This window comes from Lentzea californiensis (assembly GCF_024648825.1).
Lineage (GTDB): Bacteria > Actinomycetota > Actinomycetes > Mycobacteriales > Pseudonocardiaceae > Lentzea > Lentzea californiensis.
On the sequence record NZ_JANBBE010000001.1, the window covers coordinates 1,618,701 to 1,640,945 of the forward strand.

The following is a 22,245-nucleotide window of genomic DNA, read 5'->3' on the forward strand; positions in this document are numbered from 1 at the left end:
GGTGTGAGCATCTCCCTGTCTGAAGTCATTCGGATCAGTTATCCGTTTCAACCGGCTGCCGGTGATGACTGTTCCGGAATGTGACCTAGGCCGCAGGAAGAAGTGTCGTGACGTCGCGGTACGCGAAGCCGAGCTTGCGGTACACGGCGATCGCCGAGGCGTTGTGGTTCTCCACGAAGAGAGCGCAGGTGCCGTAGAGGGTGAGCAGGGAGGAGGCCACGAACTGGCAGATGCGCCTGCCCAGGCCCTGATTGGTGCAGGACGGGCGGACTGCCACGCCCATCATGAAGCCCACGTCGGTGGACGACCAGGCTTCGGCTGCGGTGGCTACCAGCTCGCCGTCCTCGTGCACGCCTGCCCAGCGGCGCACGCCCTTCTCGCCGGGCCAGGCCCAGGAGTTCGGGTTGGCCTCGCGCAGGAGGGGTTCCACGCCTTCGGAGGACCGCAGCCAGGTTGCTGCCTCGGCCGGGAGGTCCAGCGTGCCCGAGCGGTCCATCCAGCCGAAGGGCTTGTCCTCCAGCCACGGGGTCGGCATCAGGGACGCCACCTCCAAGGCCAGCTGGCGTTCCAGCAGAGGCCGCAGCTCCACGCCGCGGCCGTGTGCTGCCAGCAGGGACGCCACGCACTCGGCCGGTCCGGACAGGACCAGCCGGCGGCGGCGGGTCAGTGATGGGGCGTATACGGCCACCGCGTCACCGTGTGCCCAGGCTGCACCGCCCGACGACAGTGCCTGGGCTGCCCAGCGGACCATCGGGTCGTCGCTGGCGTCCTGCACGTCGGCGGTGGTGCGCAACCGGCGCACTCAGTCCTTCTGCTTGCGGCGCAACAGGGTTCGCTTCGCGAGCGACTCCTCCAGCGCCTGGTAGGCGAGGTCCATCGCCCGGTTGTAGTCGCCCTGGGGACGCGGGGGGACGGACTCGTCGGCCTGCGGGAACGTGACCATCTGCAGCCAGCGCTCGTTCCACAGCTGCTCGACCGCCGCCTCCCAGTGCAGGGCGGCGCCCATCCGCACGACCCGCTCGCGATCGCGCACCTCGGCGATCTCGTGCTGGGTCGCCGCGATCCGCTCGGCGAGCTCGGCGCACCGCACCTCGTCCAGCTTGCGCTGCCGGGCAGCCGCGTCGGTGGCGATGGCGATGATCTCCTTGTAGCGCTCAACGGCGGAGATCGTGGGCACCTCGATCACCTCCTCGCTCTGACGCTGCGACGGGACCGACTCGAACATCGTCGTCATCATCGGGTTCATGACGCTTCTCCAGTGTCGAACGGGATGATCACTTGCGGTCGCGAGTGCTCGAACCGGTCGAAGAACAGGCCGCGGCGTGGTCTCGGCGACCACGACATCACCTGTTCCGGTCCGAGCGACAGCAGTTCCTTGCCCTGGACGTCGAACGCCACCCAGGCGCCGATGTCGTCGTAGACGCCGGGCGGGAGGCTCGCCTTCAGCCTCTGCACGCCGCGCCACCAGCCCAGCACGTGCGTGCGGTTCTCCGGGCCGTGCTTCAGCACGGTGCGGAGACTGTCCACACCGGACACCCGGGTCGCCGGGTCCTTCTGCTCCAGCAACGTCTGCGCGGCGTCGACGCCGTACAGCACCAGGTAGTGCGGCTTCAGTGGCGCGTCGGCCTGGCCCGTGTTGATCGCCTGCAGCTCGGCCGCCGTCTCGTCCAGCAGCCTGCGGATGCCGTCGATCTGCACCACCTCGGCGTCGTGCCCGTCCGCACTCAGGCGCTTCGACAGGTACAACGCCTCGGGCATCGCCTCTTCCACCAGGCAGGCCAGCGAGAACCGCGCCTCGTGCGGGTGGTGCTGCCTGCCCAGTGACGCGGCCGCTCCGCCGAGCACCGCGGCCGCGTCCTGGACCACGGAGCCGATCACCGCGATGTTGCGGCCCGGGGTCCGGGCGAAACGCACACGTGCCGCGCTGCCCGCGACGTCGATGACCTGTCCGAGAAGAACAGTAGGCGATGCCTCGCCCGGTCGCAGGTCGGAGAAGTCCTGCGTCGCGTCGATCAGCGGGATCTTGCTGCCGTCGAACAGACCAGGTGCCCGGCCCGGTTCGCGGCGCCACAGCTCGGTCTGCAGGAAGTCCATGGTGCCCTTGGACGTCGAGTCCGGGACCCGGCAGATCTCGTTGCCGGGCTTGACGCCCGACTCGTGGTTGATCACCGCGTGCCAGCGCGGCAGTTCCACGGCGGCGTCGTTCTGCGGCTCGGCCAGCACGCGGCGGGCCTTAGGCAGCGCGATGCGGACGGTGAACTGCTCGAAGATCGCCGACTTGCCCCAGAAACCCTCGATGCCCGAGACGTCCTGCGACGACAGCACGAGGTGGATGCCCTGAGACCGGCCGCGGCGCGCCACGTCCTCCAGCAGTTGCGTCGCGGCGGCGGTGACCTGGTCGCGTTCGCCGAACAGGTACTGGAACTCGTCGATCACGGCGACGATCCGCGGCCAGCGGCCACCGGGGTCCTCGGCGCGCAGGTGCTCCAGCTTGGTGACCTCGTGCTGCTTGGCCGCGTCCGCGCGCCGGCGCATCTCGTCGGACAGGAACCGCAGCAGCGCCACGCCGAACTCGCGGTCGGTGTTGACGTTCACGCCGACCAGGCGCGCGTGCGGCAGCCACGACGGGTCCTTGCGGCCCGGCGCGAACTGCGCGAACGACACGCCTTCCTTGAAGTCCAGCAGGTACAGCTCCAGCTCGTTCGGCGAGTAGCGCGCGCACAACGAACCGAGCATCGCGTAGAGGAAGTTCGTCTTGCCGGAACCCGAAGGCCCGCCGATCAACGCGTGCGGCGAGGTGTCGCCGAGCTGCACGCAGACCTGCTCGCCGTCGTCGAAGCCGACGGGCGCGATGACCCCGGCCGACGAGTTCTCCGTCCACGGCCTGTCCGGCAGCAGGTCGCCGAACGTGCTCATGCGCGAACGCCGTTCCTCGCGCTTCTCCGCGATGGCGGCACAAGCGCGCGGCACCAGCGTGCGCGGCAGGGCGTCGTCCAGCGTGACGGTGACGTCCTTGCCGGTCATCGTGCAGAACGCGGTGCCGTCGCCGCGCAACGACACCGTCTCCACCGGTGAGTTGATCGTGATCGGGATGTCCACGATGAACAGCTGCACGCCGCACGCCAAACCGTTGCGCGCCACGCGTTGCAGCTGTTGCTGCTGGTCTTCCTTCAACGCCTTGCGGTTGCCGAACAGCACGGCGATGCGCCACGGTTCGGTGCGCCGGCCCTCGCCGCTGACCGCACGAACGGTCAGGTGGCCGTCGACCAGGACCTTGGTGTGCACCTGGCGGATGTGCTCGGACATCTCGTCGAGCAGCTCGTGCAGCCGTGCCGGGTCGTGCACCGTCAGCAGGTTCGCGCGGGTCAGCGGGTAGAGGCCGGGCAACGACCCGGTCAGCTGGCCGACGTCCCACACGTGCACGTGCACGAGCCCCGGCTGGAAGTGCGACAGCACGCGCAGCAACAGGCTCTCGACCAGCGTGTCCGCGAGCTGGCGGGTGTCCGAAGTGGACGAGATGTGCAGGTGCGCCTGGTCCAGCAGCGGTACCGCGACGGGGAACGGGGCGGGCGTCGGCGCCGAGGTCACCACGCCGGCGCCGATCCGCCACAGCTCCGGCACGCCCTCGCTGCCGTCGTGCGTGCCCGGATGCCCGAGCCACGACTCGTACGGCAACGACGCCGGTCCGGCGGCGACCGAGTTCACCAGCTCGGTCAGCTGCTCCGGGCCCGTGGTCGTCCACTCGTGGAACGACTGCTCCCAGTCGTGCTTGATCTGGTCGAGGCGCTCGGCGAACTGGGGCATCGACAGCGGCGCCTGACGGGGGTTCTTCTGGCGCTTCTCGTCGACCGTCAGGAGCGAGGTCACGTCCTTCAGGGCGACGTCCTGCAACGCCTTGTGGACGCCCATGCCGCGCACGGTGAACTCGAACATGTCCTTGGCGTGCTCGGTGGCGAGCAACCGGTGTTCGCGCGCCACGGAGCCCAGCGCGGCCGAAACGGCGCGCTGGAACTCCCCGAAGGCGTTCTCGATCTTCGTCCGCCGGTCGTCCCGCCTGCTCATCACAGCTCCACGGTGAGTCGTTGGATGCGCTCTAGGGTTCCCACCATCAGTTCCAGCTGATCGGGGAATCTTTCCTTCGCGCGCACGAACTCCACTGGAAGCAGCGACTCGTGGTGGTTCTCACTCGACTCGGCGAGGATCGCGACCGCCTCGTCGAGGCCCTCCTGCGCTGATCGCACGTTGCGGTACGACTCGCGCAGGATCTCGCTCGCCTGCTCGAGCGCGGCACGAACCTCGCCGATGGACGCCATCAAAGCCTGCTGTTGATGCCCTCGGCCCCGGAAATGCCGGCGCCGAGGTAGTTCTGCAGCTCGCTCACGCCGGACACGACCTGGGCGAACTGGGCGTTCGTCGTCTCGACGTCCGCCTGCACGGAGCCCTGCGTGACCGATGTCAGCAGCTGCTGCGCGTCTTCGGCGAGCTCAGCCGCCTGTTGGAGGGCCGACTGGCTTTGAGCAGCCTTGTCGATCGCCTGGGCAATTGCGGCACGGACCTCTTCGATGCTGGCCATGTCGGCTCCCGAACCCTCCGGAACAAGATGGTCTGACGACCACCTTTAGTAGAGATTGTGCCCAGATTTTCACAGTTGAGAGCGAAGATCGGCTAACCGGGTGGATGCCTGAATCCACTCGAACGGGCCTTGATTTAATGATCAGTTCAGCCCGCCGCTGGCCGCTCTTCCACGCGTGTAGCAACTCTCACAACGACGCCTACAGCCCGTTGAGCGTTCATGCCGACCGGCTGGGTGAATCAAGACGGCTTCGAGGGCGAGTTGTCACGCAAAGTTGTTGCCCCGAAAGGGTCATCTCCGGCCCACACCTCGACCAGAACCCTCTCGGCACCCGGTACGAGGTCGTTGATCAGCTCGGGTTCGTCCAGCACGGTCCACGCCGTCGGCGGCTCGCACGCCACCCGCGGGGTCGAGAAGCCCTCACCCAGCCCGCGCACGAACGTGCGCACGGCCCGCGCGAGCGCCGCCGCGACGTTGTGGGTGGCCTTCTCCGTACTCGGCCGTGTGATCACGACGGCCCAGCAGCCCGGCTCCTCGTCGGAACAGTCGCGGGCGTCCACGATCTGGGCGCCCGCACGGTTGATGAGCGCGTCGCACGCGGCACGCGCCTGTTGCTCGTCCGCTGCCTCGACCACCACGGTGATCAGGAGCACGAGGTCGTCTTCGTCCATGACACCCGAAATGGTGTCAGATGACCCTCCGCGTGAACTCCAGCACCCGAGTGACGGCCTCGCCGTCGGTCAGCAGCCCGTCCGCGACGTACTCCTCGAAGGCCGAACCGCGGATCCGGTCGGTGCCCGCGCGGGTGTCCGCGATCGGTGCGATCTCGTCGTCCGAGCCGTGCAGCCACAGCGTCGGCAGGTCGCCCAGCGCCGGCCCGAAGCCGACCTCGTCCATCAGGTCGGCCAGTTCGTTCGACGCGCCGTCCCACAGGCCGAGCACCGGCGACACCAGCACCAGCGCGGCGAGCCCGGAACGCTTCTGGGCGCAGCGGACCGCGGCGGGCGCGGCGGTGAAGTGTCCAATGAGGACGACCGGCCGGTCCGCGGCCGCGATCACCGCTTCGAAGTTCTCGCCCACCGCGACCGGAACGCCCGCGGTGCGCAGCGAGAAGGCGATGCGCTCGCCGTGCGGCAGCACGGCGAGCCATCCAGGTACGTGCATCTACGAAGCGTAGAAGGCACTTATCTCGATCCGGCCACCGGAACACACGGGGCCCAAGGTCCACGGCATGGACAGGGGAGCGGTCTCGTTCGGCGGGATCGCCGCGACCTTCGACGGCTCCGGCTGGCACGAGCCCTCCACCGGCTCACCGCCCGCGGGCACGACACTCCAGTGCAGGTTCGCGGAGGCCTTGCCACCGGGCGCGAGCGTCAGAGCGGCGGGGCCGGGGTCGGCCTTGCGCTCCAGTTTGGTGGGTACGGCGCCGGAGGCGTTCTCCAGCTGGAAACCGCTGTAACCGTCCAACGTGCACGGCACCGTTCCGCTGTTCGTCACGACGAACTTGCCGTACCTGTTCCCCGCGCCGGCGTCGGTCGGAACGACCTCGCCCTTCAGCGCCGCCGAGTTGCAGCGCGTCCCGTTGGGCGAGAGCGCCTGGGGGGTGTTCGAAGCGGGTGCGGACGAAGACGTCGACGAGGATGTCGGCGAAGCCGTCGGCAGCGTTTGCGACGCGTTGTCCGGCGTTCTCGTCCCGCAAGCCGTAACGGAAGCGAGCACCAGCAGTCCGCAAGCGATCAACCGTCGAGTCATGGGTGCACCTCCTACCACCGAAGGATGTGCCCAATTACCGATCAACCAACACAACGTGCCGGAAATTCACCGGATCTGGTGGACGTCCCATCCGTCCGGAAGTTCCGCCATGCCCTGCACGGCGGCGGTCCACAGGTACGTCCAGGCGATGCGCCCGTCGGGCAGCACGACGCGCACGCGGCGGTAGTCCTCGCCCTCGTACTCGTCGAGCAGCGGCAGGGCGTCCTCGGGCGACCTGAGCCGCAGCACGAAGCCGGGCACGCCCAGGCCGGCGCCGGGGCGCAGCGCGGGGTAGCCCTGGCCGGTGTCGAACAACGTGCCGGGCAGGTGGGTCTCCTCGGCCTCCACGACGTGCGGCTCCATCAGGTGCCAAGCGCTTGCGCCCGGCTGGAGGGTGCCGTAGGCGAACAGCAGTTCGGGCCAGTCGTCGGCCGACGGCTCGCCGTGGATCTCGGTGACGTCCAGTCCGTCGTTCGGCGCGGGCCTCTCGCCCAGCACCCGCGCGCCCCGCTGCGAGACGTCCGCGCAACGGACCATGCGGCCGTTGAAGAGCACGGGCATGCGCTTCTTGGAGCCTGCCGTGTACGCCAGAACGCTGTCGATGACGCCGCCGTTGTAGAGCACCACACGGCCCGTGTGCACGCGTACGAGCCGATAGCGCAGCCCACGTCCCTCGCACCGGTCCAGCACACGCAACTGGTCGGGCGTGGCGAACCAGATCGAGTGCTCCTCGGTGACGCCGGGCGCCCCCGCGAGCGTCGCCGGCCGCTGCCCGTCCCGCATGCGCAGGCCGGCGGCCCAGACAGCAGAAAGGCCCTCGCACCGTGCGCGCAGCACGACCGCGGGGCCTTCGAGCCCGAGCTCTTCGCGGAGCCAGGTGAGCTTGCTGGGATTGGCGTTCGACCCGTAGCCGAGCACCGGCATGCGGCCCGCCAGGGGAGGCTCACCGTGGTTCGCAAGCCATTGGTCTAGATCGATGTTCTCCGGCTCAACACGCCATCCCGACTCCATGGTGAGGTCCGGTCGCACTGGCCAGCCCGTTTCGTCCACGTGGACGAAACAGTGGTCTGGACGAGTGCCCGGATAGGGCTCAGCCGGATGGCTTTCGTCGGTGAACGGTTGGGCCATTGGTCCATTGTGCCAGTATCGACCCCCAAATGGCGCCCCCAATTCGTGACCCATCCGATGTCTCTCTCGGGTTTAAGGCGTTCAAGTGAGAACGTTCACTGCGCATCCGGGTGACTAGTCCGATGTCTGTTGCTCCGCTCTCCGGTGTACCTCAGGGGTTGTCATAGCGTTGCTGCGCCTGGGCCACCTCTGGGACGTTCGCCTCGATCCAGTGGGCGAGCGCCACGAGGTGGTTCGCCGCACCCTTACCGAGAGGTGTCAGCGTGTACTCGACGTGCGGCGGGATGACCGGGAAGACCTCGCGGTGCACGAACCCGTCGCGCTCCAGCGTCCGCAACGTCTGGGTGAGCATCTTCTCGCTCGCGTGCTCCAGTTCCCGGCGCAGCTCGCTGAACCGCCACGCCTCTTCGTTGGACAGCGCCTGCAGCGCCAGCACACCCCACCGGCTTGTGACGTGTTCCATGATCGCCCGCTCGGGACACATCGTGACCTGCATGCTCACCTCCACGTAAGTACCCGACTCCAAAGTGGGTACTTACGAAAGGATAGCGCTAACCCTACCTTCAGATCCATGACGATCCTCATCACCGGAGCCTCCGGCCAGCTCGGCAACGCCGTGGTCCGTTACGTTCTCGACCGCACGAACGAGCAGGTCGTCGTGTCCGTGCGCTCCCCGGAGAAGTTCACCCTGGAAGGCGTCGAGGTGAGGCAGGGCGACTTCGAGCAGCCTGAGACCCTCGACTTCCGCGGCGCCGACAAGCTGCTCATCGTGTCCGGCGAGGCACCCGACACGGAGACCCGCGTCCAGCAGCACCGCAACGCCGTGGCCAAGGCCGTGGAGCACGGCGTGGGCCACATCTTCTACACGAGCCTGACCGACGCGGACACGTCCACGGTGGGCGTCGCGGCCGTGCACAAGGCCACTGAGGAGATCATCCGGGCCACCGGCATCCCGTTCACGTTCCTGCGCAACGGCATGTACCACGAGAACTACCTCGGCGTGCTGGCCGGCGAGACCGTCGCCATCTCCACGAAGGACGGCCGGGTCGCCAGCGCCGCCCGCGACGACTACGCCCTCGCCGCCGCCGTCGCGCTGACCACCGAGGGCCACGAGAACCAGGTCTACGAACTCACCGGCTCGACCTCGTGGTCGTTCCCCGAGCTCGCGGGCGACCGCTACCGCGACGTCAGCGACGACGACCTGGTCGCGGCCGGCGTGCCCGCGATCTTCGTCGACTTCTTCAAGGCCATCCGCGAAGGCGTGTTCGCCGAGGTCCGCCCGGATCTGGAGAAGCTGATCGGCCGTCCCTCCCACCCGATCGCGGTCTGAGAACCTGGCCGGAAGTCTTGTCCGAACGGGCGGGACGCCCCGTGCTCTGAGGTTGATGAGGGGAGCTTTCATAAACCTGAGGTTTATGAAAGCTCCCCTCATCAACGTCGTGTGGGGGTGTCCGGCGTGGTGCGGGACGTCGCCGGGTGGGAAGGGGTGATGCCGTTCTGAGACAGAACTTCTGAGCAGGTGCTCGGGGTCTAGGTGAACTCGGGATGCGCTTCCGGGTGCGCGTCCCACCACCTGCGGTACTCCGGGTTGCGGTCCAGCACCGACCGGTAGGCGTCGGCGGCGCACGCGAACACCTCGTGCGCCCGCCCCGCCACCGGCGAGTCCCTGCGCGTGGCCACGAAGATGTCCGTCATCAACGGCATCCCCCGCAGCCGCCGGATCACGATCCCCTCCCCGGTCCGCGAAGGCGCCGCGGCGAACGAGACACACCCGCCGGCGACCAGTCCCCGGGCCATGCTGGCCTCCCCGGTGTGGTGCGTCAGCCGGGGCACGAACCCGGCGTCGGCGCACACCTGGAACATCTGGGTCCGGCTGCCGATGTTCTGCTTCGGCGGGGTGACCCAGTCCCGATCGGCCAGGGAAGCCAGGTCGACCTCCTCCTGCGAGGCCAGCGGGTCCGTCTCCGGCAACGCCACGAACGCCGGCTCCGTCACCAGCTTCCGCAGTTCGATGCCGGCCAGGTCGCGCGCGTGCATGCCGTCGAAGAACTCGAACAGCGCCACGTGGACCTGTCCGGCCTCCAGCATGTCCACGATCTCCGCGGACGAGGGCCGGACTTCGGCGCGCACATCCGCGTTGAGGCCCCGCATGCCCTCCACGAGCCGGGCGAAGTACAGGATCGGGATGCAGCCGACGAAGAGCGGGCCGCGCCGGTCCGTCTCACGGGTGTTGGCCATCAGCTGCGCCATCTCGTCGAGCACCAGGCGTGCGGTGCCCAGCACCCGGCGGCCCAGGTCCGTTGGGACGCAACCGTTGCGCGTTCGGTCGAACAGCTGGCCGCCGACGAGTCTCTCGACGGTGCGCAGCTGGGCGGACAGGGCGGGTTGGGTGAGTCCGAGCCGCGTCGCGGCCCTGGTGACACTGCCTTCCTCGGCGATGGTTCGTACCGCGCGGAGGTGTCTGAGCTCCAGCTCGGGCATAAAGACCTTGTATCCCCCTTCTGAATGCGCCGCCACCCTTCGATCGGTGCATAGTGGCACTCGATCGATCATCCGGCCCGGCGCTTGCGGCAGCGCCTTCGGGTCCGGCGCGGGAGGGTGCGCACCCCTCGGTTCGACGCTGCTGCCGCACACCCTGCGCTCTGCGGCAGCGGCGTCGAACCCTAAGGGATGACCACGGCTGCACCGGTGACGGTGACGCGGCGGTCCTCGCGGGTGGCGTCGACTTCCAGGCGGGACGGCCTGCCCATGTCCTCACCCTGGCTGATGACGAACCGCTGCGGTCCTTCGAGATCGCGGAGGTAGCCACCGAACGCGGCGGCGGCAGCGCCCGTGGCCGCGTCCTCGACGACACCGCCGACGGGGAACGGGTCGCGGGCGTGCACGAGGTCCGCGGACTCCCGCCAGAACAGGTGCACGGTCGTCAGGTCGTGCGCCAGCATCAGGTCGCGCAACGCGTCGAAGTCGTAGTCGAGCTCGCGCAGCTGCTCGCGGTCCTTCAGCGGGATCAGCAGGTGGCGTGCGCCGCCGAAGCCGACGTGCACCGGTCCGTCACCGATCTCCTTGTACCCCAGCGCTTCCAGTGCGTCCGCGACCAGCGCCGGGTCGGCGGCGGACGTGCTCGTCGGCACGCTGGTCAGCGACGCGGTCCCGCCGGAGGTCTCGATGGTGATCTTCCCGGCCGGCGTGTGGAACGTCAGCGGCCCGTCCCCGATCCGCTCGGCCAGCGCGACGGACGTGGCGATCGTGGCGTGCCCGCAGAACGGCACCTCGGCCTTCGGGCTGAAGTACCGGACGTCGAACTCGCGCTCGGTCCGCGGCACCACGAACGCGGTCTCCGAATAGCCCACCTTCGCCGCGATCCCGAGCATCTCGTCGTCGCTCAGATCGGACGCGTCGAGCACCACGCCCGCCGGGTTCCCCCCGGCCGGGTCGGTCGTGAACGCGCTGTACCGCAGGACGCCCTTGTCGCTCATACCCCGGTCCAACGCGTAGCAGTGCTGAAGTCTTCCGCCCATGTTCCTGCTGGTGAAGTACCTCAGCCCGGCCTTCTCCAGCACCCGTCCCGACGCGGAGTTCCCGGCATCGGTCCCGGCCACGACCCGGTCCGCGATGGCGAGCGCCCGGTCCCGCAGCTCCACCGCGACCCGGGAGGCGATCCCACGCCCCCACCACGCGGGGTCGATCCAGTAGCCGATCTCGATCTCGCCCAGGTCGCCGTCGAGCATCTGCGCGAGCCCGACGACCACGCCGTCCTCGACGACCACGTGCAGGCCGAAGCCGTGCACCTCCCAGTGCCGCAACGCCTGCTCGTGCCGTTCCGTCACGTAGTCAGGGGTCCACGGCATGCCGTTGCCGACGTACGCCGTCATCCGCGGGTCGGACGCCCACCGCAGCATGTAGCCGAAGTGCTCGTTCTCCCAACGCACGAGTTCCATGAGGACCATCGTGCCTCAGCTGAACTGCGGGAGCAGTCCCTCGCACGTGCGCACCACGATCTGGGCGGCCTTGCGGTGAGCGTGGGTCGCGTGGACGTCCGCGGCCTGCGCCTGCCACCGCAGCAGCGCGTCGAGCAACGCCTCGCGCAGCTCACGGGCATCGGCCTCGTAGTCGAAACCCAGCCGTGCCAACGGGGCCACGCCCTCGGCGCCGACGAGCCGCAGCGCCTCGGTCTGCAGTTCGGCGGGCAGTTTCGTGCGGCCGGACTGCAGCGCGGCCACGAGCCTCAGTTCGCGGAAGTCGTGCGCGGAGGCGACGACCCGTTCCAGATCGGCCACCAGCTTGCGCGCGTTCTGCCGCGGCTCCATCCGGAACAGCACGTCGAGTGCCAGCAGCGCCGACCGCGCCTTGAGGACCTCGCGGCGTTCGACGAAGTGGACCGCGATCGAGTCGCGCAGCTCGCCGAGCCCGCTGCGCTGCACCAGCTGGCCGGTCAGCTTCACCTGCGAGTCGAAGCCCTGCCTGATCAACGCGGTGATCAACCGGACGCCGAAGATCCCGAACCGCTCCAGCAACGCCTGTCGCACAGCGGGTTCCATCGCCAGCGGGAACTGATCGCCGGCGAACCGGTCCGCCGACAGCAGGTGGTCCTCCAACTCCTCGCGTCCCAGTGACGACAGCACCCGCAGGGCGGCGAACTCGTCCTCCCGCAACGTCTTCGCGGCCACCGCCAGCAGCCCGGCGATCGAGACCACGTTCTGGCACAACGGTTGCACGGCCGGGTCACGCCGGTAGCGGCGGGCGATCTGCTTGGCCGACGACAGCGCGTCGATCCGCCCGGCCCCGATCTCGTCGGCGCGGGCGAGCACCGCGACCGTGTGCACCGCGGCGGTCCTGGCGATCGGGTGGTCGTTGGCGGACTGCAGGAACCTCAGGTCCTCGTCCTGCACGTGCCGCATCAGGTACAGCAACGCGTCCGCGTCCCCGAGCACCTGTTCCGGCGTGGCCTCGGACGGGGTGTCGATCAGCACGACGTCGCGCAGCGTGCGTGCGGGCCAGTCGACGACGATCCGGTCGGAACGGTCGAACTGGCCCGTCTCGACGTGGTTGCGGCTGCCCCGCCTGCCGATCCCGACCTCGTGCGGCCGGCCTGGGCCGTTGAACACGTGTGCCCGCTGCTCGGTGCCACCGCGGTACCAGACGAACGAGTTCTGCGGCGTGAACTCGTCGCCGACCAGCGCGTTGACCACAGTGGACTTGCCGATCCGCGACCGGCCGGCCACCGCGATCCGCACGGGTTCGGTGTAGCGCTCGACGTGCGTGCGCAGCCAGGCCGTGGCGCGGGGGCTGTCCCGGTAGACACCCAGTGCCTCTTGCAGCATCGACCAGACGACGCGGTCCAATGTCACGCGGTGAGCTCCATCGCAGGACCCCCGAGTGCCTGTACCCGCTTGTAGAGCGTGACGAGCTTGTCCAGCTCCTTGCGGCCTTCCCGCATCCTGCGCTCGCGTTCGGTCTGGTCGTCCTGCACCGCGCGCTTGGCGCTGCGGGCCGACTCCAGCAACGTCTCCTGCAGCTCTTCGGCGAGCGTGCTGAAGTGGTTGCGCAGCGAGCGCTGGATGTGACGCCCGGAGTCGCGGACGTCCTTGGAGAACTTCATGAAGAAGTCGTCCACGTGCCGTTGCGCGGCGGCCTTCGCGGCGGCCTGGCGGCGCTTGAGCCGCTGGTCGCTCTCGTCCAAAATGGACTTCCCGCCGAACAGCGCGCCGGCGCCGAGCGAGATCACGTTGATGAGCGGCATGCCGGCCAGCGACGTCACCAGGCCGAACATCAGCACGCCGCCGTAGGAGCCGCGCAGACCGGTGAAGAGCTTCTGCGGCATCGAGAACGGCTCGATCTTCGGCTTCTCGAGCTTGCTCGCCGGTTCGAGCAGGTCGTCCGGCAACACCGACCCAGGGATCAGGTCCTCGCGGTAGACCGGGAAGTTCCTGGCCACCTTGGCGGCCACCCACTCCGCGCGTTCCATCAGCCAGGCGAAGTTCGTGGTGGCGGCCTCGTTGAGATTGTCCTCCAGCCACTGCTCGAACTGGTCCCAGCCGATCGCGGGGTCGGCCTCGTCGTAGGTCTTGTCGACCTCGCGCAGGATCTTGCGGGTCCTGTCGCGCAGGTCGTACTCCACGTCGGAGATCAGGTCGGCCATCTCGTCGTTGAGCACGTTCTGCCAGCGCGCGGACCGGCGGCGCAGCTCGTCGACGCGCCGCTGGGCCTCCTGCAGCGTCGAGATCGTGGCGACCGTGCGGGACGAGTCGTGGGCCGTGAGCTCCTCGCGCAACGGCGTGACCAGCTGCGTGATCGCCGACGACGCCACGACGGCGACGGCGCGGCGGGCAAGCAGGTCGGCGCTCGCCACGATGTCGCTCTGCACGCACGTCACCAGCTCCGGGAACCCGGACTCGCTGTTGAGGCGCTGGTCGCCGGTCTTCGCGGCGCGCAGCCGCAGCGCGGACGAGACCGGGATGAGCTTCGCGCGGATGCCGGCGCGGGCGAGCAGCGCCCGGTTGCGCTCCACGACGTGCCGCCAGCTCGGCACCAGGTCGATCTTGGTGACGACCACGGTGACGTTCGGGCAGGCCTCCATGACCTTCTTGAGCAGCGTCATCTCCGCCGACGTCAGCTCACCCGTCGCGTCGGAGACCAGCAGCACGGCGTCGGCCTGCATCAGCGTCGCGAACGTGCTGGCGGTGTGCGCGGAGCGGGTGTCGCCGACGCCGGGGGTGTCGATCAGGACCAGGCCGCTGTCGAGCAGCGCGCGCGGAATGCCGATCTCGGCCCGCACGACGTGCTGCGCGGCGGCCTGTTTCGTCACCTGGTCGATCGGCACGGCGATGCGCTCGGTCGGGGTGTGGAAGATCGATCCGCCCGCCGAGGCGTTGCGGACCAGGGCCGCGGACGGGGTGTCCGCGTGCTGGACGAAGGTCGGGACAGTCGTCGTGATGTCGTCGCCCACGGCGCACACGGGTGCGTTGAGCAACGCGTTCACGAGCTGGCTCTTGCCTTGTTTGGACTCGCCGACGACGAGAACGCGCAACTTGGGGTCCAGTTGCTGTGCCCGCTTCTCCCGCAGCCGGGCCTCCAGATCGGGCCTCCGGTGCGTGACGCAGGCCCCGATCGTCTCGTCGAGCACGTCGAGCCAGGGCGGTGCCATCACCTGACTCATAGTGCCGTGTTCACCCCCTTGGGTGAAAGCCTTGACTTCGATACCGGTTTAGTTCGAACAGACGGGGCTGTTCGGGAGGGCGGTGACGTTGCTCACCGCGTGGGAACGTGAATTGTTTTGAGCGTTTTGTCAGCCAGAGACTTGAGACGACGAACCGGCCCTGTCTGCGAGAGACAGGGCCGGTCCGCGTTCGAGAGGGTGGCTCAGCCGAGCAGGCCCAGGTCCAGGTCGCCGACGACCGGGACGTTGTGGGTCACGTCGGTGACGGTGCCGAGCACGTTGCCGACGCCGTGGTCACCGGCAACGCCGGTCGCGCTGGTCGCGACACCGGTCGCCGTGCCGACGAGGCCGGTCGCGGTGCTGGTGACCTGACCGATCGTGTCCAAGGAGTGCGCGCCGACGTCGCCGTTGGCCAGGTCGTCCAGGCCGCTCGTGTTCAGGACGCCCAGGCTGAGGTCGCTGCCGCCGAGCACGCCGAGCGCGTCGTGGCCGAGGCCCGTCACGCCGCCGAGCTGGCCGAGGACGCCGTCGAGACCCGGAACGGTCGTGGTGACGCCGTCGAGCGGCGCGTCGACCGTGGCGGTGGCGGTGTCGGCCACGTCGAGGACGGTGCCGGTGACCGGGGACGCGGTCTGGTCGAGGACCGACGTCACGTCGGTCACGGCGGAGAAGTCACCGTCGATGCCCAGGCCGACACGGGCGTACTCGCCCAGGCTCTGGTTGGCCGCCGCGAGCTGCAGGCCGTCCTCGCCCACCGCGAGCATGCCGGCGGAGGAGGTCTGCAGGTCGGTGAGGTTCACGCCCGACGAGGTCAGCTGAGACGCGACCGCCTGCAGCTGGCTGATGGCGCCGAGCGGGCCGTCCGCGAGGACGTCACCGGCGGGCAGGGTCAGGTCGACACCGTCGATGGCGGGCAGGCCAGCGGGGGTGGCGGGCAGCAGGTCGAGGACCAGCGGGATGACTTCCTGCACGTCGACGGCGGTGATGTCGGCCAGACCAGCCTGCTCCAGGGTGCCCTGAGCGTCGGCCGCGAAGGCGTCCTTGAGCGACGGGTCGCTGAGCAGGTTGAGCACGAAGTCGTGGAGCGTGCTGGGCTGGATCATCTGAAGGAACTCCTGAATGAAGGCACGAATTCGGTCGGGGCGTGTGGCTGAAAGCTATGAGAGCGGGCCCCTGACCGGCATCGGGGATCACTCCCAGTGAATCCCCGTTCCCCGATGGGGTGATGGTCGTTGACCCCCTAGGGGGTTAGGGGCCTCGCTTGAGCGTCTCTCGTTCACCCGTGTAGGTACTGGTCGCTGCTGCGAACAGGTGAGGAAGAGACTTGGCGTACGTACTCGGAGTCGATGTCGGGACCACCCGGACGACGGCTGCCGTGTGCCGCCTCGACGGTGCCCGGGATGCCGAGATCGCCCTCGTGGCGCCGTCCTCGTTGCAGCTCACGGAGGCGGGGACGTTCTCCGTCGGCGAGCGCGGGGTGGCCGGGTGGACCGCCTCCGGTTTCGCCCGCCGGGTCGGCGACGCCGTGCCGTTCGCGCTGGGGCCGGAGCTGTGCCCGGCCGAGGAGCTCACCGCGTTGCTGATCATGTGGGTCGTCGGCGAGGTGGTAGCCCGAGAGGGTGAACAGCCCCGTCACCTGGCGGTCAGTCACCCAGCCGGGTGGGGTCCCTACCGCCGGGGGCAGCTCCACGCGGCCCTGCGGGCGGTCGGGTTGCCCGACGCGACGCTCGTGCCGGAGCCGCTGGCGGCCGCCGAGAACCACGCCGTGCGTTCCCGCGTGGTGCTCGACGCGTCGCTGGCGGTCTTTTCGCTGGGCAGCCACGCCTTCTCCGCGTCAGTGGTCCGGCGAGCGCAGAACCGGACGTTCGAACTGGTCAACCACGTCGACGGCGTCGACCACCACACCGGCGCCGACTTCGACGACCTGCTCTTCGGGCTGGTGCGCGGCCGGCTCGGCAAGGACGGCCACGTGTCGTCCGCCGAGTGCGAGGCGGCCAAGCGGGCGTTCGGCCCTTCCGCGCCGTCCGTCGTGGTCAGCGGGGTGGAGATCGCGCGCGACGAGTTCGTGGACGAGATCCGGCCGTCCGTCGACCACCTGGTCAGCACCTTCGTTCGTGCCGTCGGACCCGTGCAGCCCGATGCGGTGCTGCTCGTCGGCGGCGCCTGCCGGATGTCCGTGATCGGCGACGCGCTGTCGTCCGCGGTCGACTGCCGCGTGCTGGCCGAGGCCCGCCCCGAGCACTCGGTCGCCAAGGGCCTCGCGGTCGCCGCACGGCTGGTCCTGATGGGCCCCGAGCTTGAGCCGGAACCGCTCGACACGTCGGTCCTCGTGCACACCCGTGAAGCCTCGATGCGCTTCCCCGTCGGCGAGGTCCCCAGCGCCGACGACGAGTTCAGCGCGCCACCGCCCCGCCCGCCGGTGGACGTGTCCCCGCTGGAACTGCCGCCGAGGCGGGTGAAGCGCGTCGCGCGCGTGCTGAAGCCCGCAGGCCGCCGCGCCGGTTCCAGCTCCCGATCCCGAGACGATGATGAGGACGGCCGTTGAGCGTGACCACGCGAGCCAGGTTGGTGCTGGACGCCCCGGTGCGGGGTGTCCTCGACCGGATCAACGAAGCCGCCGCGGGCACCCGCCTGCGCGTAGTCGTTGCGGCGCCTGGTGGTTACGGCAAGACAGCGCTGCTTTCGGAGATCACCAACTCCGCTGTGCGCGTGGTGGACGACGCGCACATGCTGGACGACGCCTCCCTGCGCGCGCTTGCCGCGGAACCTCTTCTGGTGCTCGCCCACCGGCCCTGGCCACGCCGTGCGGCGCTGGCCGAACTGAGCGGTGGCGCCGTCGTCGTGTCGTTGGCGCCACTGTCCCGTGACGGTGTTCGCGAACTGCTCGGCGCCGCCAAGCCCGTTGCCGACTTCGTCTTCGCGCAGACCGGCGGCGTGCCGCGGTACGTGGAACGCCTTGGCGCCGTGACCGAGGTTTCCGCCGACGCCCTAGGCGCGTTCCGCGCGGACCTCGACTGGCTGGACGCCGACCTCCAGAAGTTCCTGCTGGCCGCCGAAGCCGGTGCCGCTCAGCGGCTGGATCTGTTGTCCGCCCTGCTGGACAAGGACTTCGACGAGGTCAGCGACATCATCGAAGCCGCCCGCGCCACGGGCATGCTCACCGAGGACGGCACCCTGCTGCCGTTGGCGCAACGAGCTGTCGGCGCGCTGACCCGGGCCGAGCGCCGGATCGCGGTGCGGCAGAAGCTGGCGCAGTTGCAGCTCGACCGCGGTGGCCCGGTGCTGGAGTTGGTGCGGCCCCTGGTCGACACCGGGATCGGCGGCCCCGTGTTCGTCGCGGCCGCCCGTGAGGCCCTGGCCTCCGATCCCGCACTGGCCGCCCGGCTGTTCAAGGCCTCGACCGGCGGAGGTACGCCCTCCGCCGAGACCGCTGCCTCCTGGGCCACCGCCTCGGCCATGGCCGGGGACCTGGACGGCGCCCTGCGCCTCGCCGACCAGGTCATCAGCGTCGCCGATTCGCCGCACCGGCGGACCGCGGCCGAGGTGGCGGCCGTCGCGCTGGCCCACCGCGGGCAGCTGGCGCGCAGCACCGAGCTGTTCCGGTGGGCCGCCACTCCCTATGCCGCCGCGTTCGCCGGGATCGGGTTGATCGGCACCGGACACGTCTTCGAGGAGACGCCTCCGCAGCCTCCCACGATGCTCGGCGGCGCGGCCTCGTTGATGCTGCAGGGAGTTCGGCAGTCGGTGGCCGGCGGCGAGACCGCGGCACTGTCCACTTTGGTACGTGCTTCGTCGATGCTCGAACCTGCCGGCGGAGCTGTGCTGTTGCCGGACAGTCCGGCCGCGCTGGCGGCGTTGGTCGCCGTGCACTGCGGCGAGCCGAACGTTGCCGAGTCCGTGCTGGACCGGGCCGTGGAGGCCGGTACCGGTGGGGTGCTGATGTCCGTCCGGCACCGGCTGTTGCAGGCCTGGCTGCACATGTTGCGTGGGAACCTGGCGGTGGCACGCGAGACGCTGATGTCCGTTCGGGGTGCTTTTGAGCCTCGTGACTGGATTTTCGCGGTGGCGCTCGAGGTCGGGGTGGCCCGGCGGAACTCTGATCTCGCTACGTTGCGCCGCACTTGGGAGCAGGCCTGTGAGGCTGTTCTGAGGCATCCCGTCGACCTGTTCAGCCTGTTGCCGTTGGGGGAGTTCGCCGCTGCCGCTGCCCGGTTGGGGGACAAGGAGCGGTTGGCGCCTCACCTGGCCCAGGCCGCTGTGTTGTTGCGGGCGTTGGGGAATCCGCCTATGTGGGCCACGCAGCTGCACTGGAGTCTGCTGCACGCGGCGATCATCGATGAGAACACCGCATCGGCTGAGGAACATGCCGCGGCGCTGGCGGTTAATCGGGAGCGGAGCCGGTACTGCGCGATCCTGTCCGCTGCTGCCGAGTGCTGGCTTGATGTGGTGGCCGGGGATGTCGACGCTGATCGGGTCGAGGAAGTCGCTCGGAGCCTGCACGCCGTTGGGTTGTGGTGGGACGCTTCTCGGCTGGCTGGGCAGGCTGCCATCCGGACTTCTGACCGGCAGGCGATGGTTCGGTTGCTGGACTGTGCGCGGTTGTTGCAGGGGCGGCCGGTTTCGGCTCGGCGTGCTGCTGAGGCTGATGTTGTTCCCGTGGTCGAGGATGCCGGGAAGTTGAGCGATCGGGAGCGGGAGGTGGCTCAGCTGGTGTTGGAGGGGATGACTTATCGGCAGGTGGGGGATCGGTTGTTCATCTCCGCCAAGACTGTTGAGCACCACATGGCTCGGATGCGGCAGCGGTTGGGGTCTACGTCCCGGTCGGATCTGCTGGCCCAGTTGAGGCACATAGTCGGTTCGGGAAGCTGACGGTCGCGACTGCCTGGCCGTTCGCCGTTGCCAAGGGTCCGTTGGCCGCCTGTCAGTCGATGTGGGGTCGAGGGTTGGGGTGGTTCGTGAGAAAATTGGTCCGATCGAGCTAGTAATTGTTGTAACGCTCAGAGATCTCTATTACCCCGTTGGAGGGAACGTCTCCGCGCGTTGGGACGGTGTGGGTTGCTGGCGGTAGGCTTCCGCACCGTTGCTCGCCGAGCAGGTCAGGTGGAACGGTTGCCGAGCCAGGACGACGCGAGACCGTCACGTCCGCTGGGACGTGACGAGCTGGCGCGCGACTGGGCTGCCAAGATCAGTCGTACCGCGTATGTGCCGCTGTCTGCGGCGAAGCTGACCGAAGAGTTGCACGAGCTGCTCAACGTGGTGGCCGAGGCGCTCGTCGGGGAGCCTGACGTGGCCTCGTGGGTCGGTACTCGGCTCGTTGAGATGCACTGCGTCGGCGCTGAGAGTTTGCGGGAGTCCGTCGAGGTTCTCGCGCGGTTCGTCGTGCAGGAGAAGGCGGACGCCCGGCAGGCCGCGCTGGTGATCGGTGCTCTGTCCGCTGCTTATACGGCGGCCATTCAAGCATTTGTGTTGGAGCAGCAGGAAAGCATCAGTCAGGCCTTGTTACGCGCGAATCGGGCTGTGCAGCTGGACCTGCAGGCGAGCGAGGAACGGTTCGAGGACATTTTCGCGCACTCGTCCACGGGCATTGCGATCGTTGATCTCGACGGGGAGCTGACGCGGGCCAACGAGGCGTTGTGCGCCATCCTCCGGCGTGACGACGTCGCCGGGATGACGCTCACCGATTTGATCGCTCCCGCTGATCTGCCGCTCATCAACGACGCGCTGGCCGGGTTGCGGTACGGGCGGATGCGGCGGGTCGAGGAACGGCCTCGGCTCATCGACCGCGATGGTGAGCACTTCCGGGTGTTGCTCGCGGCGACTGTGCAGAAGGACGCCGAGGACAACCCGCGGCACTACGTGGTGATGATCGACGACGACAGCCAGCTCACGTTGCTCGGTGGGCGGTTGCAGTACCAGTCGTTGCACGACGCGCTGACCGGGCTGCCGAACCGGCAGTACCTCACCACTCGGCTGGAATCGTTGCTGCACAGCGACATCGAGCACGGGGTCGCGTTGTACCACCTCGATCTCGACGCCTTCGCGGTCATCACGGACGGGCTCGGGCGCGAGATCGGCGACAAGGTGCTGAAGCTCGTCGCCGAGCGGCTCAGTTCCGTGTTCTCCGCCGAGAAGGCGATGGTGGCCCGGCTCGAGGGTGACGAGTTCGCTGTGCTGGTGGAGAACGGGATCGACACGCCGGACGTCGACACGACGATCCGGATGATCGAGCACGAGCTCGCCGAGCCCGTGTACTTCGGTGAGCACGGGGTGGCGGTGTCGGCGTCGATCGGGGTGCTGCCGCGGTTGCATCCCGGGGATCATCCCGCCGAGGTGCTGCGCGCCTCCGACATGACGTTGCGGCGGGCCAAGCGCGTCGGGCGGCGGCAGTGGGGGCTGCACGACGCCACGCAGGACAAGCGGGAGCAAGAAGATCTTGCGCTTGCCGCCGTGATGCCCGGGGCCTGGGAGAGCGGCGAGATCGAGGTCGTGTTCAACCCCGTCATGAAGCTCGACGGGACGGCGCGGGTGTGCGTCGAGGCCGAGCTGAACTGGCGGCATCGGGACGCCGGGCTCATCCAGCACGAGAAGTGCGTGTCGATGGCCGAGCACACCGGGCTGATGCTGCCTCTCGGCGAGTGGATGTTGCGGACGGCCGCCGAGACCGCGTGCCAGTACGACGAGATGCTCGCGGTCTGCCTCACCGAGAGCATGGCGAACAGCCCCGACCTGGTCCGGGACGTGCGGCGCGTGCTGGCGGACACCGGCTTGCAGGCCGGGCGGTTGTTGCTGGGCTTCCCGGTGCACGTGCTCGCGTCCGAGGACAGCGAGGCCGCCGACAACCTCGACCTGCTGGCCGACATGGGCATCCACATCGGGGCGCGCGACTTCCAGGGCTCCACCGCGGAGATCGAGCTCGTGCGCTCGCTCGGGGTGGCGGCCGTGCGGGTGAAGGGGCGGTGCCAGAAGCCGGACGAGCTGGTGTCGCACGTGCTCAGCGACCTCGTCGTGTTCGTGCACGAAGCCGGTGGGATCGTCGTGGTCGACTCGATCGAGGACGCCGAGCAGCGCGACTGGTGGGGTGAGCTCGGCGCCGACGCGGGTGTCGGGCCGGTGTTCTGCGTGGAGCCGACTACGGAGTGGCCCGACGAGGGTTGAGGTGCACGAGGATCAGCGCGAAGCCCGCGATGGTCACCATGCGCAGGGCCGCGCCGATGCCGTTCCAGTCCTTCGACTGCCACATCGCGAACCACTCGCCGCCGATGGTGATGAAACCGCCGAGGAACAACGCCACGACCATCAGCAGGCCGGCGGACGCGAACCTGCGCGCGCTGTCCTCCTTGTCCCGCAGGTAGGCGACGGTGCCGGCGGTCAGCAGCACCGCGGAGACCGCCTCCCACAGGATGATCGCGACGTAGACGATCGTGACGACGGCCGGGCTCGTGATCGCCCGCCACCTCAGTTCCGTGCCGAACGTGGTGTCCATCGCCAGGACGTGCTGCACGAACGCCTCGTTCGTGCCGTAGTCCGTGAGGTTGCCCAGCACCACCAGAATCATGTTGAGGGCGATGAACCCGACGGTCACCGCGACGATCGCGCGCAAGCTGCCGACCCGAGCAAGAAGACGCATGGAGCGGAC

General features: G+C 69.0%; 20 protein-coding genes. 4 read left to right on the plus strand and 16 right to left on the minus strand.

Annotated elements, in window-relative coordinates; translation table 11 throughout:
• Positions 1-85: 85 nt before the first annotated feature.
• The 10 genes from LX88_RS08390 to LX88_RS08435 form a co-directional block, all read right to left on the minus strand.
• Positions 86-802, minus strand: a complete 717-nt coding sequence (locus LX88_RS08390; protein WP_258947183.1) for a GNAT family N-acetyltransferase — start codon at positions 800-802, stop codon at positions 86-88.
• Positions 803-1,246 (minus strand): hypothetical protein, encoded by a 444-nt coding sequence (locus LX88_RS08395; protein WP_258947184.1) that lies wholly within the window; start codon positions 1,244-1,246, stop codon positions 803-805. It abuts the gene before it with no gap.
• Positions 1,243-4,062 carry an FtsK/SpoIIIE domain-containing protein gene (locus tag LX88_RS08400; protein ID WP_258947185.1) on the minus strand — a complete coding sequence of 940 codons (2,820 nt, stop codon included), beginning with the start codon at positions 4,060-4,062 and terminating at the stop codon, positions 1,243-1,245. The genes LX88_RS08395 and LX88_RS08400 overlap by 4 nt, the downstream gene beginning before the upstream one ends.
• The gene (locus LX88_RS08405) at positions 4,062-4,313 is read right to left on the minus strand and encodes a hypothetical protein (protein WP_030481404.1); all 252 of its coding nucleotides are present in this window, start codon (positions 4,311-4,313) and stop codon (positions 4,062-4,064) included. Before LX88_RS08405 ends, LX88_RS08400 begins: the two co-directional genes overlap by 1 nt.
• A complete protein-coding gene (locus tag LX88_RS08410) occupies positions 4,313-4,573 on the minus strand; it encodes a hypothetical protein (RefSeq protein ID WP_030481403.1) in 261 nt (86 codons plus the stop codon). The genes LX88_RS08405 and LX88_RS08410 overlap by 1 nt, the downstream gene beginning before the upstream one ends.
• Positions 4,574-4,812: 239 nt before the next feature.
• Positions 4,813-5,244 carry a hypothetical protein gene (locus LX88_RS08415; protein WP_258947186.1) on the minus strand — a complete coding sequence of 144 codons (432 nt, stop codon included), beginning with the start codon at positions 5,242-5,244 and terminating at the stop codon, positions 4,813-4,815.
• A 16-nt stretch (positions 5,245-5,260) separates the two neighbouring features.
• Positions 5,261-5,737, minus strand: coding sequence for an alpha/beta fold hydrolase (locus LX88_RS08420; RefSeq protein ID WP_258947187.1), 477 nt, complete (start codon positions 5,735-5,737; stop codon positions 5,261-5,263).
• Positions 5,738-6,325 (minus strand): DUF4232 domain-containing protein, encoded by a 588-nt coding sequence (locus LX88_RS08425; protein WP_258947188.1) that lies wholly within the window; start codon positions 6,323-6,325, stop codon positions 5,738-5,740. It lies immediately after the preceding gene.
• 66 nt (positions 6,326-6,391) lie between these two features.
• The gene (locus tag LX88_RS08430; RefSeq protein ID WP_258947189.1) at positions 6,392-7,336 is read right to left on the minus strand and encodes a gamma-glutamylcyclotransferase; all 945 of its coding nucleotides are present in this window, start codon (positions 7,334-7,336) and stop codon (positions 6,392-6,394) included.
• 268 nt (positions 7,337-7,604) lie between these two features.
• Entirely contained in the window at positions 7,605-7,949 is a 345-nt protein-coding gene (locus LX88_RS08435) for a winged helix-turn-helix transcriptional regulator (RefSeq protein WP_258947190.1), read from the minus strand.
• A gap of 75 nt (positions 7,950-8,024) precedes the next feature.
• Here LX88_RS08435 and LX88_RS08440 point away from each other — a divergent pair, with 75 nt between their 5' ends.
• A complete protein-coding gene (locus tag LX88_RS08440) occupies positions 8,025-8,783 on the plus strand; it encodes an NmrA family NAD(P)-binding protein (protein WP_258947191.1) in 759 nt (252 codons plus the stop codon).
• 200 nt (positions 8,784-8,983) lie between these two features.
• Here the strand turns inward: LX88_RS08440 and LX88_RS08445 are convergent, their stop codons facing one another.
• The 5 genes from LX88_RS08445 to LX88_RS08470 form a co-directional block, all read right to left on the minus strand.
• Positions 8,984-9,934 (minus strand): LysR family transcriptional regulator, encoded by a 951-nt coding sequence (locus LX88_RS08445; protein ID WP_258947192.1) that lies wholly within the window; start codon positions 9,932-9,934, stop codon positions 8,984-8,986.
• Between the two features lie 182 nt (positions 9,935-10,116).
• Complete coding sequence (locus tag LX88_RS43545) at positions 10,117-11,391, minus strand: PhzF family phenazine biosynthesis isomerase (RefSeq protein ID WP_307789564.1); 1,275 nt, start codon at positions 11,389-11,391, stop codon at positions 10,117-10,119.
• 15 nt (positions 11,392-11,406) lie between these two features.
• The gene (locus tag LX88_RS08460; RefSeq protein WP_258947193.1) at positions 11,407-12,801 is read right to left on the minus strand and encodes a P-loop NTPase family protein; all 1,395 of its coding nucleotides are present in this window, start codon (positions 12,799-12,801) and stop codon (positions 11,407-11,409) included.
• Positions 12,798-14,609, minus strand: a complete 1,812-nt coding sequence (locus LX88_RS08465; RefSeq protein ID WP_258947194.1) for a dynamin family protein — start codon at positions 14,607-14,609, stop codon at positions 12,798-12,800. The genes LX88_RS08460 and LX88_RS08465 overlap by 4 nt, the downstream gene beginning before the upstream one ends.
• Before the next feature lie 203 nt (positions 14,610-14,812).
• Positions 14,813-15,712, minus strand: a complete 900-nt coding sequence (locus tag LX88_RS08470; protein WP_258947195.1) for an IniB N-terminal domain-containing protein — start codon at positions 15,710-15,712, stop codon at positions 14,813-14,815.
• A gap of 221 nt (positions 15,713-15,933) precedes the next feature.
• On the opposite strand from LX88_RS08470, the gene LX88_RS08475 reads away from it, so the two are divergent.
• The 3 genes from LX88_RS08475 (at position 15,934) to LX88_RS08485 (ending at position 21,764) form a co-directional block, all read left to right on the plus strand.
• Positions 15,934-17,154: an Hsp70 family protein gene (locus LX88_RS08475; protein WP_258947196.1), complete on the plus strand. Its 1,221-nt coding sequence runs from the start codon at positions 15,934-15,936 to the stop codon at positions 17,152-17,154.
• A 2-nt stretch (positions 17,155-17,156) separates the two neighbouring features.
• Positions 17,157-19,478 carry a helix-turn-helix transcriptional regulator gene (locus tag LX88_RS43550; protein WP_308203426.1) on the plus strand — a complete coding sequence of 774 codons (2,322 nt, stop codon included), beginning with the start codon at positions 17,157-17,159 and terminating at the stop codon, positions 19,476-19,478.
• A 231-nt stretch (positions 19,479-19,709) separates the two neighbouring features.
• Positions 19,710-21,764 carry a diguanylate cyclase domain-containing protein gene (locus LX88_RS08485; protein ID WP_258947197.1) on the plus strand — a complete coding sequence of 685 codons (2,055 nt, stop codon included), beginning with the start codon at positions 19,710-19,712 and terminating at the stop codon, positions 21,762-21,764.
• Here the strand turns inward: LX88_RS08485 and LX88_RS08490 are convergent.
• Complete coding sequence (locus tag LX88_RS08490) at positions 21,739-22,236, minus strand: DUF2165 domain-containing protein (RefSeq protein ID WP_258947198.1); 498 nt, start codon at positions 22,234-22,236, stop codon at positions 21,739-21,741. The genes LX88_RS08485 and LX88_RS08490 overlap by 26 nt on opposite strands.
• Between the last annotated feature and the right edge of the window lie 9 nt (positions 22,237-22,245).